At 64.3% G+C, this 14,045-nt stretch carries 14 protein-coding genes; 8 read left to right on the top strand and 6 right to left on the bottom strand.

Going from position 1 to position 14,045, the window contains the following annotated elements; translation table 11 throughout:
- Window positions 1-263 precede the first annotated feature (263 nt).
- Window positions 264-680, bottom strand: a complete 417-nt coding sequence (locus L981_RS26440) for a DUF2000 domain-containing protein (RefSeq protein ID WP_043623416.1) — start codon at window positions 678-680, stop codon at window positions 264-266.
- Between the two features lie 142 nt (window positions 681-822).
- Between L981_RS26440 and L981_RS26445 the strand changes: the two genes are divergently transcribed.
- A complete protein-coding gene (locus L981_RS26445) occupies window positions 823-1,308 on the top strand; it encodes an Lrp/AsnC family transcriptional regulator (RefSeq protein WP_043623419.1) in 486 nt (161 codons plus the stop codon).
- Window positions 1,309-1,320: 12 nt separating this feature from the next.
- Here the strand turns inward: L981_RS26445 and L981_RS26450 are convergent, their stop codons facing one another.
- Complete coding sequence (locus tag L981_RS26450; protein WP_043623422.1) at window positions 1,321-2,226, bottom strand: LysR family transcriptional regulator; 906 nt, start codon at window positions 2,224-2,226, stop codon at window positions 1,321-1,323.
- 130 nt (window positions 2,227-2,356) lie between these two features.
- On the opposite strand from L981_RS26450, the gene L981_RS26455 reads away from it, so the two are divergent.
- From L981_RS26455 to L981_RS26470, 4 genes are all read left to right on the top strand, one after another.
- On the top strand, window positions 2,357-2,836 hold the full coding sequence (locus L981_RS26455) for a carboxymuconolactone decarboxylase family protein (RefSeq protein ID WP_043623425.1): 480 nt from the start codon (window positions 2,357-2,359) through the stop codon (window positions 2,834-2,836).
- 59 nt (window positions 2,837-2,895) lie between these two features.
- Window positions 2,896-3,648 (top strand): SDR family oxidoreductase, encoded by a 753-nt coding sequence (locus L981_RS26460; protein ID WP_043623428.1) that lies wholly within the window; start codon window positions 2,896-2,898, stop codon window positions 3,646-3,648.
- 52 nt (window positions 3,649-3,700) lie between these two features.
- A complete protein-coding gene (locus tag L981_RS26465; protein ID WP_043623431.1) occupies window positions 3,701-4,108 on the top strand; it encodes a cupin domain-containing protein in 408 nt (135 codons plus the stop codon).
- Window positions 4,109-4,177: 69 nt separating this feature from the next.
- Window positions 4,178-5,182, top strand: coding sequence for a mechanosensitive ion channel family protein (locus tag L981_RS26470; protein ID WP_043623434.1), 1,005 nt, complete (start codon window positions 4,178-4,180; stop codon window positions 5,180-5,182).
- Here L981_RS26470 and L981_RS26475 read toward each other — a convergent pair.
- On the bottom strand, window positions 5,165-5,653 hold the full coding sequence (locus L981_RS26475) for an Rrf2 family transcriptional regulator (protein ID WP_043623437.1): 489 nt from the start codon (window positions 5,651-5,653) through the stop codon (window positions 5,165-5,167). The genes L981_RS26470 and L981_RS26475 overlap by 18 nt on opposite strands.
- Window positions 5,654-5,767: 114 nt before the next feature.
- Here L981_RS26475 and L981_RS33450 point away from each other — a divergent pair, with 114 nt between their 5' ends.
- Both L981_RS33450 and L981_RS26485 read left to right on the top strand, forming a co-directional pair.
- Window positions 5,768-6,670, top strand: coding sequence for a M23 family metallopeptidase (locus L981_RS33450; RefSeq protein WP_052202025.1), 903 nt, complete (start codon window positions 5,768-5,770; stop codon window positions 6,668-6,670).
- Between the two features lie 86 nt (window positions 6,671-6,756).
- Window positions 6,757-7,401, top strand: a complete 645-nt coding sequence (locus L981_RS26485) for a LysE family translocator (protein WP_043623440.1) — start codon at window positions 6,757-6,759, stop codon at window positions 7,399-7,401.
- 59 nt (window positions 7,402-7,460) lie between these two features.
- On the opposite strand, the gene L981_RS26490 is transcribed toward L981_RS26485, so the two are convergent.
- Window positions 7,461-8,732: a GGDEF domain-containing protein gene (locus L981_RS26490; protein WP_197067196.1), complete on the bottom strand. Its 1,272-nt coding sequence runs from the start codon at window positions 8,730-8,732 to the stop codon at window positions 7,461-7,463.
- A 191-nt stretch (window positions 8,733-8,923) separates the two neighbouring features.
- On the opposite strand from L981_RS26490, the gene L981_RS26495 reads away from it, so the two are divergent.
- Window positions 8,924-9,493, top strand: coding sequence for a methylated-DNA--[protein]-cysteine S-methyltransferase (locus L981_RS26495; RefSeq protein WP_043623444.1), 570 nt, complete (start codon window positions 8,924-8,926; stop codon window positions 9,491-9,493).
- A gap of 99 nt (window positions 9,494-9,592) precedes the next feature.
- Here the strand turns inward: L981_RS26495 and L981_RS26500 are convergent, their stop codons facing one another.
- The gene (locus L981_RS26500) at window positions 9,593-10,858 is read right to left on the bottom strand and encodes an alkyl sulfatase dimerization domain-containing protein (protein ID WP_082006164.1); all 1,266 of its coding nucleotides are present in this window, start codon (window positions 10,856-10,858) and stop codon (window positions 9,593-9,595) included.
- A gap of 122 nt (window positions 10,859-10,980) precedes the next feature.
- Entirely contained in the window at window positions 10,981-14,037 is a 3,057-nt protein-coding gene (locus L981_RS26505; RefSeq protein ID WP_043623447.1) for an AsmA family protein, read from the bottom strand.
- Window positions 14,038-14,045 lie beyond the last annotated feature (8 nt).

Genomic DNA, 14,045 nt, shown 5'->3' on the forward strand with positions numbered 1-14,045 from the left:
ACGGCGGGAGCCGTCGAGCCGATGTGGTATGTGAAGGAATTCTGATATTCTGAAAATTGTTTTCAGAGCTTGTCGCGCAGGGCGGGTCCCGTCAAGGCGGGAAGAGGCCGGCAAGTCGGAAAGCGCAGCCTTTCCGAGCGAATGGCTATGGGTGTTGCGAATGTGTCGCCACCAATCTGCGCATTGGTCTGGTTCGGGTGAAAAAAATGTACATGCCGGGCAGGGGCAGGCCCGACCCGCCGCGCCGTTGCGGGGCTTTTGCCCTATCGCAGCAATTTCAGCGATCCCGTCAGCGATTTGACCCACTTTCCGTCGCCGGCAAGGCCGGTTCCGTCGATCGTCTCCTGCGAAAGGTCGCGTTCCGGAAATTGCGCCTCGTAGTCCGCGTAGCTGTGGAGCGAGCGCGCGAAGGCGGGAAACGGCACGACGACACGGTCGTCGTCTTTCGGCAGCGCCTTCAGGAGCAGCGCACGGATCGTCGCGCCATCGGCCTGGAGGATCGGCACCGGCCGGTTGGAGCTGATATCGATGGTATTCTGCCTGCTGTCCGTCAGCTTCTGGTTACCGAGACCGGGCATCGCCGAGCCGATGCCGATGGATATCGCCGCGATCGTGTTGGCGAGATGGCCGGGTGCCAGTTCGGGATTGACGATGATGGCGAGGCGGGTGTCCTGAAGCACGTGGTCTGTTTCCTCTCTCTATCTCAAGGCGGCTGCCGGACGGGAGAATAGACCGTGTGGCGAGGCAGTTTCTTTCGGATGTTGCGAAAAATGGAAAATATGAGGTAGATTCTACCGCGTACACCTCGAACTGAGATGGAAAATGCCCGCGACCCTGACGCCCGCCGATGTAAAGATTCTGAACGCACTGCAAAGTGACGGGCGCCTGAGCAACCAGGCGCTTTCGGAGGAGGTGGGCATGTCGACCTCGCCCTGCTGGCGGCGCGTGCGGCAACTGGAGGACGACGGCGTCATCCAGGGCTACATGGCCGTTCTCAATCGGCGGGAAATCGGCCTTGGGGTGCTTGCCTTCATCCGTGTGAAGATCGACAGCCATACGGAGGCGGAAGCGGACGCCTTCGCCGAGGAGGTGATGAAGCTCGACAGCGTCGTTGCCTGCTACAGCATCGCCGGCGATGCGGACTTTCTGCTCCAGGTCGTCTCTGCCGACCTCGATTCCTATTCGGATTTTGCCATGAAGGTCGTGCGGCGCCTGCCGTGCATCAAGGAGATGCAGACGACCTTCGTGCTGAAGGAGATCAAGGCCTATGGCGGGCTGCCCCTTCGTGCCTCGGCCGGCCAACGCTGACCCAAGCCGCGGTCAGGAGGCGGACGCCATCAACGGGTCTTCCCGGACCACCTCCACCAGGAAATCGAGAACGGTGCGCACGCGCAGCGGCACGTTTCTGCGCGAGGGGTAGACGATGCTGATCGGCAGGCGCGCCGGCGGGAAAGCCGGCATGACGTTGACCAGGCGACCGGCGTCGATGTCCGGGCGGGCTAGGATATGGGAGAGGATTGCAAGGCCGTTGCCGGCGAGCACCGCGCGATGCACCGCCACGGCACTGTTGGCGACAAGCCGGGGTGCGATGCGCACGAAAACGTCGTCGGAGCCGTCGGAAAACGTCCACTGGCGGCCGTCGCCGGCGCGGCTGTAGCAGATGCATTCATGCGTCCCGACGTCGTCGGGTAACGTGGGCGCGGGGCGCCGATCCAGATAGTCGGGTGCCGCCACCAGAAAAGCGGTCGTCCAGCCGATCCGCCGGCAGATCAGGCCGCTCTCCGACACCGGGCCCAAGCGCACCTCCAGATCGATGCCCTCTCCGACCAGGTCCGAGGGTTCCTCGCGAAACAGCAGCTCGACCGACAGGCCCGGATGGCGGGCGAGCAGGGCAGCCAGGCGATCGCTGAGATAGAGGCCGAGCGGCGCGGGCACGGTAAGCCGCACGCGGCCCGCCACGAGGCCGGTCTCGCCGCAGGAGGCCTCGGTGAGAGCATCGACCGCCTCGACCACTTTGAGCGCCATCGGGATCATGTGCTCGCCCTCGGCGGTCAGCGCCAGCGCATTCGTCGTCCGGTGCAGAAGCCGCGTGCGCAGATGCTCCTCGAGCGCCGAGACCTGGCGTGACACGGCCGGCTGGGTCAGGCCGAGGTCGTTGGCGGCGGCGGAGAACGAGCCGGTCTCTGCCACCCGCAGGAAGGCTCTGAGCGCAGAAACGATGTCCATCCGGCTTCCCCCAAACGTTTCGACATAAGCCTTATGCGCCGAGTTTACGCCGGACGCGCTTTACTGTCCATCAATTAAGGATATCTTGTATCCATAAGGATATCAAATGTCCTTAATTAGGAGCAAATCCATGACCCAGCGCCTCAACTACGCCCAGCAGTCACCCGAGTTTTTCAAGAAAATCTCCGACTTCAGCCTCAGCCTGAAGGACAGCGTCATCGAGCAGGCCATCCGCGATCTCGTCAATCTGCGCGCCTCGCAGATCAATGGCTGCGCGTTCTGCGTCGACATGCATGTGAAAGAGGCGAAGATCCACGGCGAGAGCGAATTGCGCCTCTACCACGTGGCGATCTGGCGCGAATCGAACCTGTTTGCGCCGCGCGAACGCGCAGCACTCGCCTGGACCGAGGCGCTGACGAAATTGCCCGAGGGCGGCGTACCGGACGAACTCTACGAGCGCGTGCGCGGCCAGCTCTCGGAGAAGGAAATCTCCGATCTGACCTTCTCCATCATGGCCATCAACGCCTGGAACCGCGTCAGCGTCGCCTTCAAGTCCGTGCCCGGCTCGGCCGACAAGCTCTATGGGCTCGACAAAGCCGGGCTCAACTGAGCGCGCCTCAGCAACCCTCATGCAAGGCGGCGCGATGGGCGCCGCCGATGGAGGATCCCATGAAAATCGTCATCATTGGCGGAACCGGCCTCATCGGTTCAAAGACGGTCGAACGCCTGCGCAAGCGTGGACACGAGGTGATCGCCGCCTCGCCGAACACCGGCGTCAACACGATCACAGGCGAGGGGCTCGCCGAAGCGCTCAGCGGCTGCGATGTCGTCGTCGACCTCGCCAACTCCCCTTCGTTCGAGGACAAGGCGGTGCTTGAATTCTTCGAGACGTCCGGCCGCAACCTGCTTGCCGCCGAAAAGGCTGCCGGAGTCAAACACCATATCGCGCTTTCCGTGGTCGGTACCGAGCGGCTGCAAGAGAGCGGCTACTTCCGCGGCAAGCTTGCCCAGGAAAAGCTGATCAAGGCCGGTGGCGTGCCCTTTACGATCGTGCACTCGACCCAGTTCATGGAGTTCCTGAGCGGGATCGCGCAATCGGGAACAGTCGGCGACGTCGTGCGCCTGTCGCCGGCCTATGTGCAGCCGATCGCCTCGGATGATGTGGCCGATGCCATGACCGACGTGGCGCTCGCCGCTCCTGTCAACGGCACGATCGAGATTGCCGGTCCCGAACGCTCGCGCCTCAGCGATCTCGTCGCCCGCTATCTCAAGGCGACGGGCGACAATCGCAAGGTCGAGCCCGACCGGGAGGCGCGTTATTTCGGTGCTCTGCTCGAGGACGGCTCGCTCGTTTCCGACAACCATCCCCGCCTTGGCCGCATCACCTTCGAAGAGTGGTTCGCAACGGCGCCCCGCAAGTAACCGAACCGGAGGTGCGCGTCGCGCGTCTCCCTCATCTGAAAGGATTTTCGACATGATTAAGTCTCTCCTCGCCGCTCTTGCCGTTACCGCAACCCTGTTCGGCACCGCCGTCGCCGGTGATGCTGCCAAGGTGACGCTTGTCTATGAGCATGAATTGCCGAACATTCCGGGCAAGAGCATCAAGGGTGTCCTGGTGGAATACGGACCTGGCGGCTCGTCAGAGGCGCATACCCATGCGAGCACGGCGTTCATCTATGCGACCGTGCTCGAAGGCTCGATCCTCAGCCAGGTCAATGATGGCCCGGTGAAGGAATACAAGGCCGGTGAGAGCTTCTCCGAAATGCCGGGCGACCGTCACGGCGTCAGCGCTAACGGCAGCAAGACCGCGCCGGCCAAGCTGCTGGCCGTCTTCGTCGTCGACACCGCCGAAAAGGAACTGACTTTTCCGGTGACGAAATAGCGTGATGCCAAGGGCCGGGTGCCAATCGTGCGCCCGGTCCTTCTTTCGGCCCAATTGTTGGAGCCTGCCATGTTCGCCGAGCACCTGCCCTTGCCGCTCATCCTGATCAACCTTCTCGGGGCTGCCGGCATCGTCGTCTGGCTTCTGCAGGGTCGCCGTCGTCCGATGGCGCGGCTGATCGTTCAGATCCTGTTCTTCTCCATCATGACCGCGGTTCTCCTTCTTGCCGGGATCATGCCGCATCGCGGCGACGACCAGCATCTGCAAGGCGCGGCGGCGTTCCTCGCGACCTCGGCGCGGGTGCTATGGTGGACACACCTCGCCTGGTCCCTCGTCGGCTTCGTTCGCCTCTACATCGTTCTTGACCGGCGGCCACAGGAAGCCCGCCTTCTACAGGATCTCATCGTCGCTGCCGTTTATCTCGGCGTGGCGCTGTCGATCCTGGGGTTCGTTTTCAAAGCGCCGATCGGCACGCTCGTCGCCACGTCAGGCGTCGTCGCCATCATCTTCGGGCTTGCGCTTCAGAACACGCTCGGCGACGTCTTTTCCGGGATTGCCCTGACCCTGGGGCGGCCGTTCGCCATCGGCGATTGGGTGGCGCTCGGCGACGGAACCGAAGGGCGGGTCATCGAAAACAACTGGCGCTCCACCTTCCTGCTCACCAGCGCCCACAATGTCGTCGTCCTGCCGAACAGCGCACTCGCCAAGGTCGGGCTCACCAACTTCAGCCGCCCTGACGAAACCCATCAGATCTCGCTGCCGATCCGCATTTCGGCGGATCACCCGCCCGGCCGGGCCGAAGAGGTTCTGCGGACCGCCTTGCAGGCATGCACCCGTATCGTGCACGATCCGCCGCCGGCCGTGGCCCTCATGGCAATCGACGCCGTGGCGATCGAGATCGAACTGCAGTTTCGCGTCAGAAGCCCGGCGGAAAGGACGCCCGCGCGAAACGAGGTGATCGCACGCGTCCATGAGCAATGCCGGCAAGATGGCCTGTCGCTCGCGCTGCCGGCGTATCTCTACGTCTCGCCGGCTGAAACCACGGCAGGGCGCCGCTCATCCGGCGCGCTCTAGCACCCAGGCGAAGCTTCGCTTCCAGAGATCGGCGGGGAGTTCCTTCGAAAGCGTCTCGATCAGATCGGACAGGCGCACGCTTCGCAGCTTGTCGCGCCAGGCTTCATCCGCTTCCCACATGATACGCGCCACAGCGCAGGGCGTCTCTTCGCAGTAACCAGGCGCCCGGCAGGGATTGTTGGCCCGGATGTTGGTGCAGACAAAGGTGCGCGTCCTGCCTTCGACCGCCTCGACGATTTCGAGGAAGGTCAGTTCCGCTGGCGCCTTTGCCAGCCGGTAGCCTCCAGAAGGGCCGAGGGTCGTGTGGACGAGGCCGGCCTGTGACAGGCTTTGCAGCGCCTTCGACAGATACTCCTTCGGAAGTCCGTGGAATTCGGCCAGCGCCTTGGTCGATAGGTAGCGGCCCTCGGGCAGGCCGGCGAGAATGGCGCAACAGTGCAACGCCCATTCGACTTGGCTCTTAAGGATCATACGCTCTAACGATCATTTTTCGTCCGGCAGATGCCGTCCGCATCTATTAAGGACAAAAAATATCCCTATTTTTTCCCTGTGTAAACAGCGCCGTCGTGTGCAACAGGAGGGGTCATGGTCGTTGTCGTCGGTTTTCTGCTTGTTCTCAGCATCCTGTTGCCGCTTGCCTTTATCTGGCGACTGTGGCGGCTGAATGAGCCGACGCGGCTTGGCTGGTTGCTGGCGTTTGCAGAAACCGTCGTCCTGCTCGCCTTGATCGGGGTTCTCAACCGCTGGGATATCGCCGGCTTCTGGACCCGGGCGGCGCTTGCCGCGCTCGCGGTCGCAGCGGCTCTGGTTTCGTTGCCCCGACATTGGCGGCGGCCCTGGCTGTCGCTCGATCGTGGCGCCTTGGCGCACAGCCTGGTGCCGACCGTAACCTCTCTCGTCGTCTTCGGTGCAGCACTCGCCTATGTCTCCTGGGGCATCGGTGCACGGTACGATCCGCGCGCGCTGACCTTTCCGCTGACCGGCGGTCGCTTCGTCGTCGCGCAGGGCGGCGGCATCGGCGTGCTCAATCATCACAGCGATCACCCGGCGCAACGCCACGCCCTCGACATCACGGCGATCGGCGACGCCGGCTTCCGGGCGTTCGGACTGCTGCCCAGGGAGCCCGCCGACTACGCCATCTTCGGCAAGACCGTCGTCAGCCCCTGCGAGGGGGAGGTCGTTGCGGCCGTCGACGGTCTTCCCGACCTGCCGCCGCCCGAGGCGGACCGGGACAACCCGGCCGGAAACCACGTGATCGTCGCCTGCGACGGCATGCGGGTGGAACTGGCGCATCTGCGCGAGGGGACCGTGACCGCCACGGTCGGGGCGCGGGTTCTCGCCGGCGATCCGATCGGCGCCGTCGGCAACTCCGGCAACAGCACGGAGCCGCATCTGCACATTCATGCCGTCGACGCAGGATCCGGAAAGGCGGTTCAGCTGTCCTTTGACGGGCGTGTTCCTTCGCGCAATGCGCAATTCTCCAGGTGAAGCCGACGCGCGGTTGAGCGGGGCGGGTGCTTTACACGCTCGATCTGAATGGCCAAAGATAGGCCGCTTAGGGGAGGAGCTCGTTCATGGACATCAGCACCGTGGCTGCCTTTGCGGCCGTCACCTTCATCGCCGTCGTGACACCCGGTCCGGATGTGATCCTGGCGATGGCCAACGGGTCTCGCTTCGGCATGAAAAAGGCGGTTGCCGGCATGGTCGGCGTGCTCCTTTCCGACTTCTTCCTGATCGCCGCCGTTGCAGCCGGCCTCGGCGCCATCCTTGCCGCCTCGGAGTTCTGGTTCTCGGTCGTCAAATATGTGGGCGCCGGCTATCTCGCCTGGCTCGGCTACAAGATGCTTCGGCCCGGCAGAACCGAAAAAGCCGAAGGACAGCGCGCGGAAAGCGCCGATCTCGTTCGTTCGGAATCCGCGCTTGCGATCTGCCGCCACAGCATGATCGTGGCCATCACCAACCCGAAGGCCTACCTGTTCTTTTCCGCGCTGCTGCCTCAGTTCATCAACCCGGCCGCGCCGCAACTGCCGCAGTTCCTGGCGCTTACGGCCGTGTTCACCGTCGTCGAGTTTGCCGTCATGTTCGGCTACGCCCTTGTCGGCTTCAAGACGACGCAGTTTGCCGCCTCGTCGATGCGGCGCTGGATGGAAAGAGGCTGTGGCGGCGCCTTGCTCGTCTCAGCCGCCTCGCTTGCGCTGGTAAAGCGCGTCAACGGATAGGCGGCGGGGCGCGATACCGGCGCGACCGGCCGATGGTTCGCTTCACTGACGCGGAAATATCAGGAGCCGGTGGGCCGCCGCGTCGCCGCACTGCTTCTGGATGGGCTTAGCGATAGAAGCGTTGCCGCCGTTTCTGTGGGCGCAATCGAGCCCGCAGCAAACTGCGGCATGCCCGACGGATGTTCCGACCAGACGCTGTTTCTGCCGGCGGCCTTGGCGGCGTAAAGCGCGGCGTCGGCGGCGGAAATGATCGCGTGCACATCCTCGTGCCGGTCGGCAAAGGCAATGCCGATACTGACCGTTGCCGACAGCACGCCCTTGGCCGTGCTCATCCGGCGCGCCTCGAGCGAGGTGCGAATGCTGTCGGCAATGGCGATCGCGTCGGCGCGATCCGCCTGCGGCAGGCAGGCGGCGAATTCTTCGCCGCCGATGCGCGCGATCACGGCGCTGCGCGGCACGGCCTTCGACAGGATCCCGGCAAATTCCACGAGCACCTGGTCGCCCACCGTATGGCCGAAGCGATCGTTGATCGCCTTGAAGTGATCGATGTCGAGATAGAGCAGCGCTCCTCTGGCCGGTTGCGTGGCGAGATGGCTCTCCAGCTGCGCAAGGAACGAGCGGCGGTTCGGCACGCCCGTCAGTGCGTCTGTTTCCGAGGCGAGCTTGTAGCGTTGCTGCGTTCGTTCCTTGACCAGCGCGAAGAACGCAAAGCCTCCGGCGAGGCTGTGAAGAAACAGCTCGAAGGTCAGCAACTGGTACCAGAGCGGCTGCGCCGTTCCCGCCGCCGTGTTGCCGGCGAGCGGCCAGATCAGGATCAGCGGAATGCGGGAAAGGTAGAGCAGGCCATGAGTGGCGAAGACGAAGGCGACGATGTAGGAGCTGGGGAGCTTGCGGAAATTCTCCGACCGGAAGATCTCGTGCGCGATCAGTGCCGAATAGGCGAAGATCAGCAAGGAATAGAGCACGATCCGGCTGGTGACGCTCTCGCGAACATAGTCTGAAGAGTAGGTGACGACGATCCACAGGATCGGCCCGATGAGCGCGGAGGCGATCTTGAGCGGCTGATTGTCAAAGGCGCGCAGGCCAAGCCAGATCATCGCCAGCCCTAGCACCGCGAGCGCATTGCCGAGCGAGATGGTGATGAAGTTGTAGCCGTCGCCGCGCAGCGTCAACAGGACGAAGCCAAGCGCGCCGATGGCGAAGGCCGAGGACCACAGAAGCAGTTCGAGGCTTTTGCGCTCCTGTCGCCAGGCAAGTCCGAAGAAAGCGGCGAAGATCACCAGTGTCGCGAACGAACTGAGCATGATCGTCGGGGTATGCAGGATGTCCACCATCGTCTCCTGATGTTCGCGCGAAACCATGCCCGACAAGCGTAAAGCTTTCGCAAATGACGGCGCGGGGCGGTGTGCGGGGCTTCGGGCAATCTGTGCCAAAACGGCGGTCGCGTAGGCAGGAAACGGGTTGAATTCGGCGGCGTCCTGCACGATTTCTAGGGAGAGGCGTACAAGTGGAGGCAAGGCCGATGGGCCAGGCGATGCATCGTTATTTCATCTTTGAGACCGCAGCCGGCTTCTGCGGCATCGCCTGGAACGATGTCGGCATCACGCGCTTTCAATTGCCGACCAGCACGCGAGATGCGACCGAACGGCTGTTGCTACGGCGGCTGCCTTCCGGCGACGCGTCGGAGCCGACGCCTGAAATAGAGGCGGCGGTGGAAGCCGTGCAGCGCTACTTCGAAGGCAGGGAGGTCGATTTCTCCGGCTTTGCGGTGGACCTACAAGGCCAGGACGAGTTCTTCCTGCGTATCTACGCGGCCGCGCGGGCGCTGCGCTGGGGCCAGACCACCACCTATGGCGCGCTCGCCAAGGAATTGGGCGTCGGGCCGGAAGCGGCGCGCGATGTCGGCCAGGCCATGGCCAAAAACCCGGTATCGTTGATCATCCCCTGCCACCGGGTGCTGGCCGCCGGCGGCAAGATCGGCGGGTTTTCGGCGCCCGGCGGGTCGACCACCAAGACGCGCATGCTCGAACTGGAAGGCGTCCACCTGGAAGAGCAACAGCCAAAACCCGCACAGCAGTCCTTTGGCTTCTAAGTAAACTCTTTCAAGCGGGTGCCGCGTGAAGAGGCTTCACGCGACAGGTTTTAAGCTCTTGCTTTTATGGCGTTGTCGCAAATCGTTGCGCGACATGCTTTAGCCTTTGGACCGCTGCGCCGCCTCGCGTTCGTAGACCGCGAGAAAGGCCTTGCCCATCAGTGACTTCTCGTTCTCGATGCTCTGTCGCAGGACCGCCGCGCGGGTTGCCTGAATGGCACGGTCGTCGGGTGCGGCTGCACTGGCGAATTCTATGAGTTGCACCGCGAGGCGGAAACGCCCTTCCTCCGATAGGCGCACGGCTCGTTCTGCAAGCTTTTCGGCGCCGCCGGCAAGAGCGGCCAGTTCCGATGCGAGGTCGGCGGTCCGCGGCGGCTTGAGGTGGGCCGCGTCGCCATCGAACCAGCCGGCATAGAAGTGATAAATGCCGCGGACGAGGAATTCCGGGTCGTCGTATTTGGCTGCCAGATAGGGCTTGGCCAGATATGCATCCGGCACCTTCACCGCATGCAGGACTTCGTCGAGTGTCGCGCCCCTGTTGAGGAGCGCGAGCGTTTCGCGCACGAGATGCTCGAGCGCCTCTGCCCCGTCGCGCAGCATCTCGGCCGCGCGCTCTTCGCCAAAGACGACCGGACCGTGACCGGGAATGAGGACCGCCGGGGCGAGCGCCTCCATCCGCCGGAGTGCCGTCGCCCAATCGGCAGCATAACGCTGCACCTTGCGCGGATTGCCGGCGTTCGGAAACACCCAGATGACGAAATCGCCGCTCGCAAGGACGCGCCGTTCCGGCAGCCAGACGAATGTTGCGTCGTCCGTCTCGCCCCTGCCGTGAAAGAGTTCGATCCGCTCGCCGCCTATGGAGAGCGACAGGGTGTCGTCAAAGACCACGTCCGGTCGCCGCTGGCCGATCGGATAGACGTAGCCCGGATTGTTGAACTGCTGGCTCTGCGCGATGCTGTTGTAGCCATGCGAGACTTCGTAGCGCTCCATCCGCCGCTGCACGTTGCGGTGGGCGACGATCCGCGGCCGCGCCAGCCCGCGCGCATCCGCTTCCCGGTCGATTTCCGTGATCCCGCTGGTATGGTCGATATGGCCATGGGTGAATATGACGGTGTGTATGGGGCTGTCGTCCCACGAGCGTATGACGTCGAGGGTCTGCTTTGCCGTTTCCGGCTTCGCGGTATCGATCAGGACCAGGCCTTCGCGCGTGCGGATGGCCGTCACGCTGCCGCAGAAATAGGTCGTATGGACGGTGATGATATCGTCGGCGACGTGCGTGATGGCGCCATGCGAGACCGCGGCGGTCCATTCTTCCATCGGAGCCGTGCCGTCCCAAAGACGCTCGAACAACGGGTCGTGTCTCATGATCTTTCTGTCCTTGCAGCAATCGCAGACAGCTTTAGCACTGCCGGCCGTAGTTGGAAGCCGGCAAGTGCGGTCTTGTGGGCATGTTTCAGGCTTCGGGCTCCATCACCGGAGGCGCCCGCTCACTGAAGGAGCTTGAACAGCTTTCCCAAGGTGCTCTTGTCCTGTGCCGGCTGCTCGGCTTCTGTGGCGGGTTGCTGCTCAGGCTGCGGCGTTTCCGGCGATGGCTGTTCCGCAGCCGTGTCGGGCGGAATTTGCCCTTCGACAGGCGGTGCCGCCTCGGGCTCGGCGCCGCCACCGCCTATGATCTGCTCGATGGAGAGTTCTCGGCCTTCATCTTTCGGCTGCTTGCCGATCGCACCGCTGAGGATGTCGCGGAGCTTCCCTCCCTTGCCTTCGCCGGACAGGAGCTCGTCGAGCCCCAGCTTGCCGGTCGGCAATCCGAGCTTCTTCAACGTCGAAAGCGCGGCATCGGGGTTTTTCAGAAGGCCCGATAGGTCGGGATAGATACGCGGAGCGGCAAACGACCCTTCGATGATGACGGGCACGCCGATGCCTTCCGTCGCGATATCGGCGCCCTGGCCCTGCAAGGATGCGACGACGCGTGGATCGAGTCGGAAGTTCAACTGGTCCTCCGGCAGGTTTGCCTCGCCCTTGCCGCTCATCCGCACGAGCGGGCCGACGAGCTTGATGTCGTCGGTGCGGGCAACGCCGTTCTCGATCGCAAAGGACGCCCCGAGCTCGGTAAAGCCGGTCGCCTTGTTGTCGTTCTGCTTGAAGCCGGACGACATCAGGCCGACGAGATTGTTGTAGACGTCGGCGACGTCGATCCCGCGGATGGCGCCGTCGGAGAAGCGCACCTGCGCCGTGCCCTTGAGCGCTCGCTTGAGCGCGCCCGTCGTGCCGCCGGCGCCTGCAATGTCGAACGTCGTCTGCAGCGCGCCTTCAAGGTGCTTGAAGTTCGCAAGGTCGGTCAGCAGCGGCGCGGCCGAAGCGCCCGAAATCGAGGCCTTGACCGCGATCGACGGCTCCGTGCCGGAGCCGTCTGCGGTGAGGCTTGCGGCCACCTGGCCGCCATAGAAGGGGCTTTCGGGAATGTCGAGGTTTGCAATGCCCTCGGAGATCCTCAGGGAGGTAGCGACCGGCCCGGCGACGACGCGGCCGTAACCGAGCGTCTCGGCATCGACCTTGATGGAGGCATCGATCGTGCGAAGCGCGGACAGATCCAGCGGCGCATCCGGGGCAGGGCCTCCGCCCGCTTTGCCCTTGGCCTTTGCCTGCGGCGCTGCCGAAGGTGCGCCGGCCAGCCGCGCGAGGTCCAGTTCCTTGAAATGGAGCGCGCTTGAAATTTTGAGCGGGGTTCCAAGTTCGACCGCGCCGTTACCACTTCCCTCGACCCCGTTGACCGAGAGCGTGGCCTTCTGGAACGCGACGCCGGCAGCGCTTGCCTGCACGTCGCCGTTGAAGGCGAATTGCCTAATGCCGCCCGCGTCGGCCTGGCCGATCCAGGCAAGAAGTGCTTGCAGGTCTGCGGCCGCGAAGTTCACCTTGCCGGCGTAGTTGCCTGCAAGCGCCGCCTTGCCGTCCAGCGCAAGCGTCGCCTCCTTCGTGCGCACATCGAGCTTCAGCGGGATGTCACCCGCGCGGGCGTTGGCATCCATCAGCAGGTCGCGGACCGGCAGCGTGAGGTCGAGATCGGCCGGTTTGCCGCGCCAGACGAGGCTGCCCGCAAGGCGCATCGGCTTGGCCAGGCCCTCGATCTTGAGGGCGAGCTTCTTTGCCTTCACCTCGGCCATCGCCGGATCGGCGATGCCGGGAATGACGATGGTCGCGTCGTGCAGGCTCGCGCCGCCGGTCACGTTGATCGTCTTGCGCACGGAGCTTGCGCTCAGTCCGCGGAACGCGAAGGCCGTGTCCATCGTCACGGTCCCCGTCAGCGGCACCGCTTGGCCGGCCAGAGCCGCGAGTTTGGAAACGTCGAGCCCGTTGCTGACGACGCGGCCCTGGAAAATCGGCTCGGCGGCGCTGACGTCGGCGGCGAGATCGGCGGCAACACTGCCGGCGTCGATGCCGAGATGCTCGAGCCGCCCGGTCAGTTGTCCGTCCTTGAGCGTCGCCGTCAGCGTGACGTCGGATGCGGAAATGTCGCCGACGGCAAGGGCGCCGACATTGACGCTGATATCGGCGTCAAAGCCGGCCAGCGCCTGCAGGCCCGCTGCCGCCTTGGCCTTGTCCGTCCGGCCTGCCGGTTCCTCGGGCTGCGAGGAGGATGCGGCGGTCTCGCCGCCCTCGAGGAACGCGCTCAGGTCCAGCCGTTCGGCATTGAGGTCGGCGAGGAACCGCGGGCGGCTGCCCGGCACGAACAGCGCGTCGAGTCCGAGCGCTTCGTCGCCGATCGTAAGCTTGCCGCCGCGGATCTGGTAACCGCCATTGGCATTCAGCGCCACCTGGCCGCTGGCGGTCAGTTCGGTGAGCCCGGCCGCGAGCTGAGGCTCGGCCTGCAGAGAGAGGCTGAGTTCGGCGGGCTTGTGCTCGAGCAACGGACGCAATGGCGATACGGCAAGCGTCACCTCGTAGCGCCGGCCCTCGACGCCGGCGCCGGCCGAGAGCGACAATTCGCCATCGATATCCGGAACGGCGAGCGTAAGGTCGAGATCCTTGACGACGTCGACCGAACCGGCGGCGTCCTCCTGCCGCAGCGTTCCCTCGCTGATCGAGATCTTGTCGATGGCGCTTTTTTCGAGGAACGCCACGAGAGCGGCGAGCGGATCGCGTGTTTCGCCCGTGCTCGCCTGTCCCGCCTCGGCCCCCCCGTCTTGGGTGGCCGCTGCGGCCTCGGCCTTCGGCCGCAGCGCGACGACAGGGCGCACGAGCCTTACTTCCCTAACGTGCAGGCGTTCGGACCAGAGCGAGGAAAGCGTCACCGAGCCCGCGACTTCGCCAATCTCTGCGGTCATGCCGTCCGCATCGAGCGAAACGTTTTCGGCCACCACCGCCAGATGCGGGACGACGGAAAGCCTGACCGGGCCGTTGAGCGCGATTGCGCTGCCGGTCGCGTTCGAGAGCTGCCGCCCCAGTTCGGCGCGCATCCAGTCGCTCGAAACGAAGCTGGGCAGGATCATGACTGAAACGACAGCGAGGACGCCGAACGCCAGCAGGCAAAGAAAGAAACGCCGCATGTTTCCCC

Source organism: Ensifer sp. ZNC0028 (genome assembly GCF_000799055.1).
GTDB lineage: Bacteria > Pseudomonadota > Alphaproteobacteria > Rhizobiales > Rhizobiaceae > Ensifer.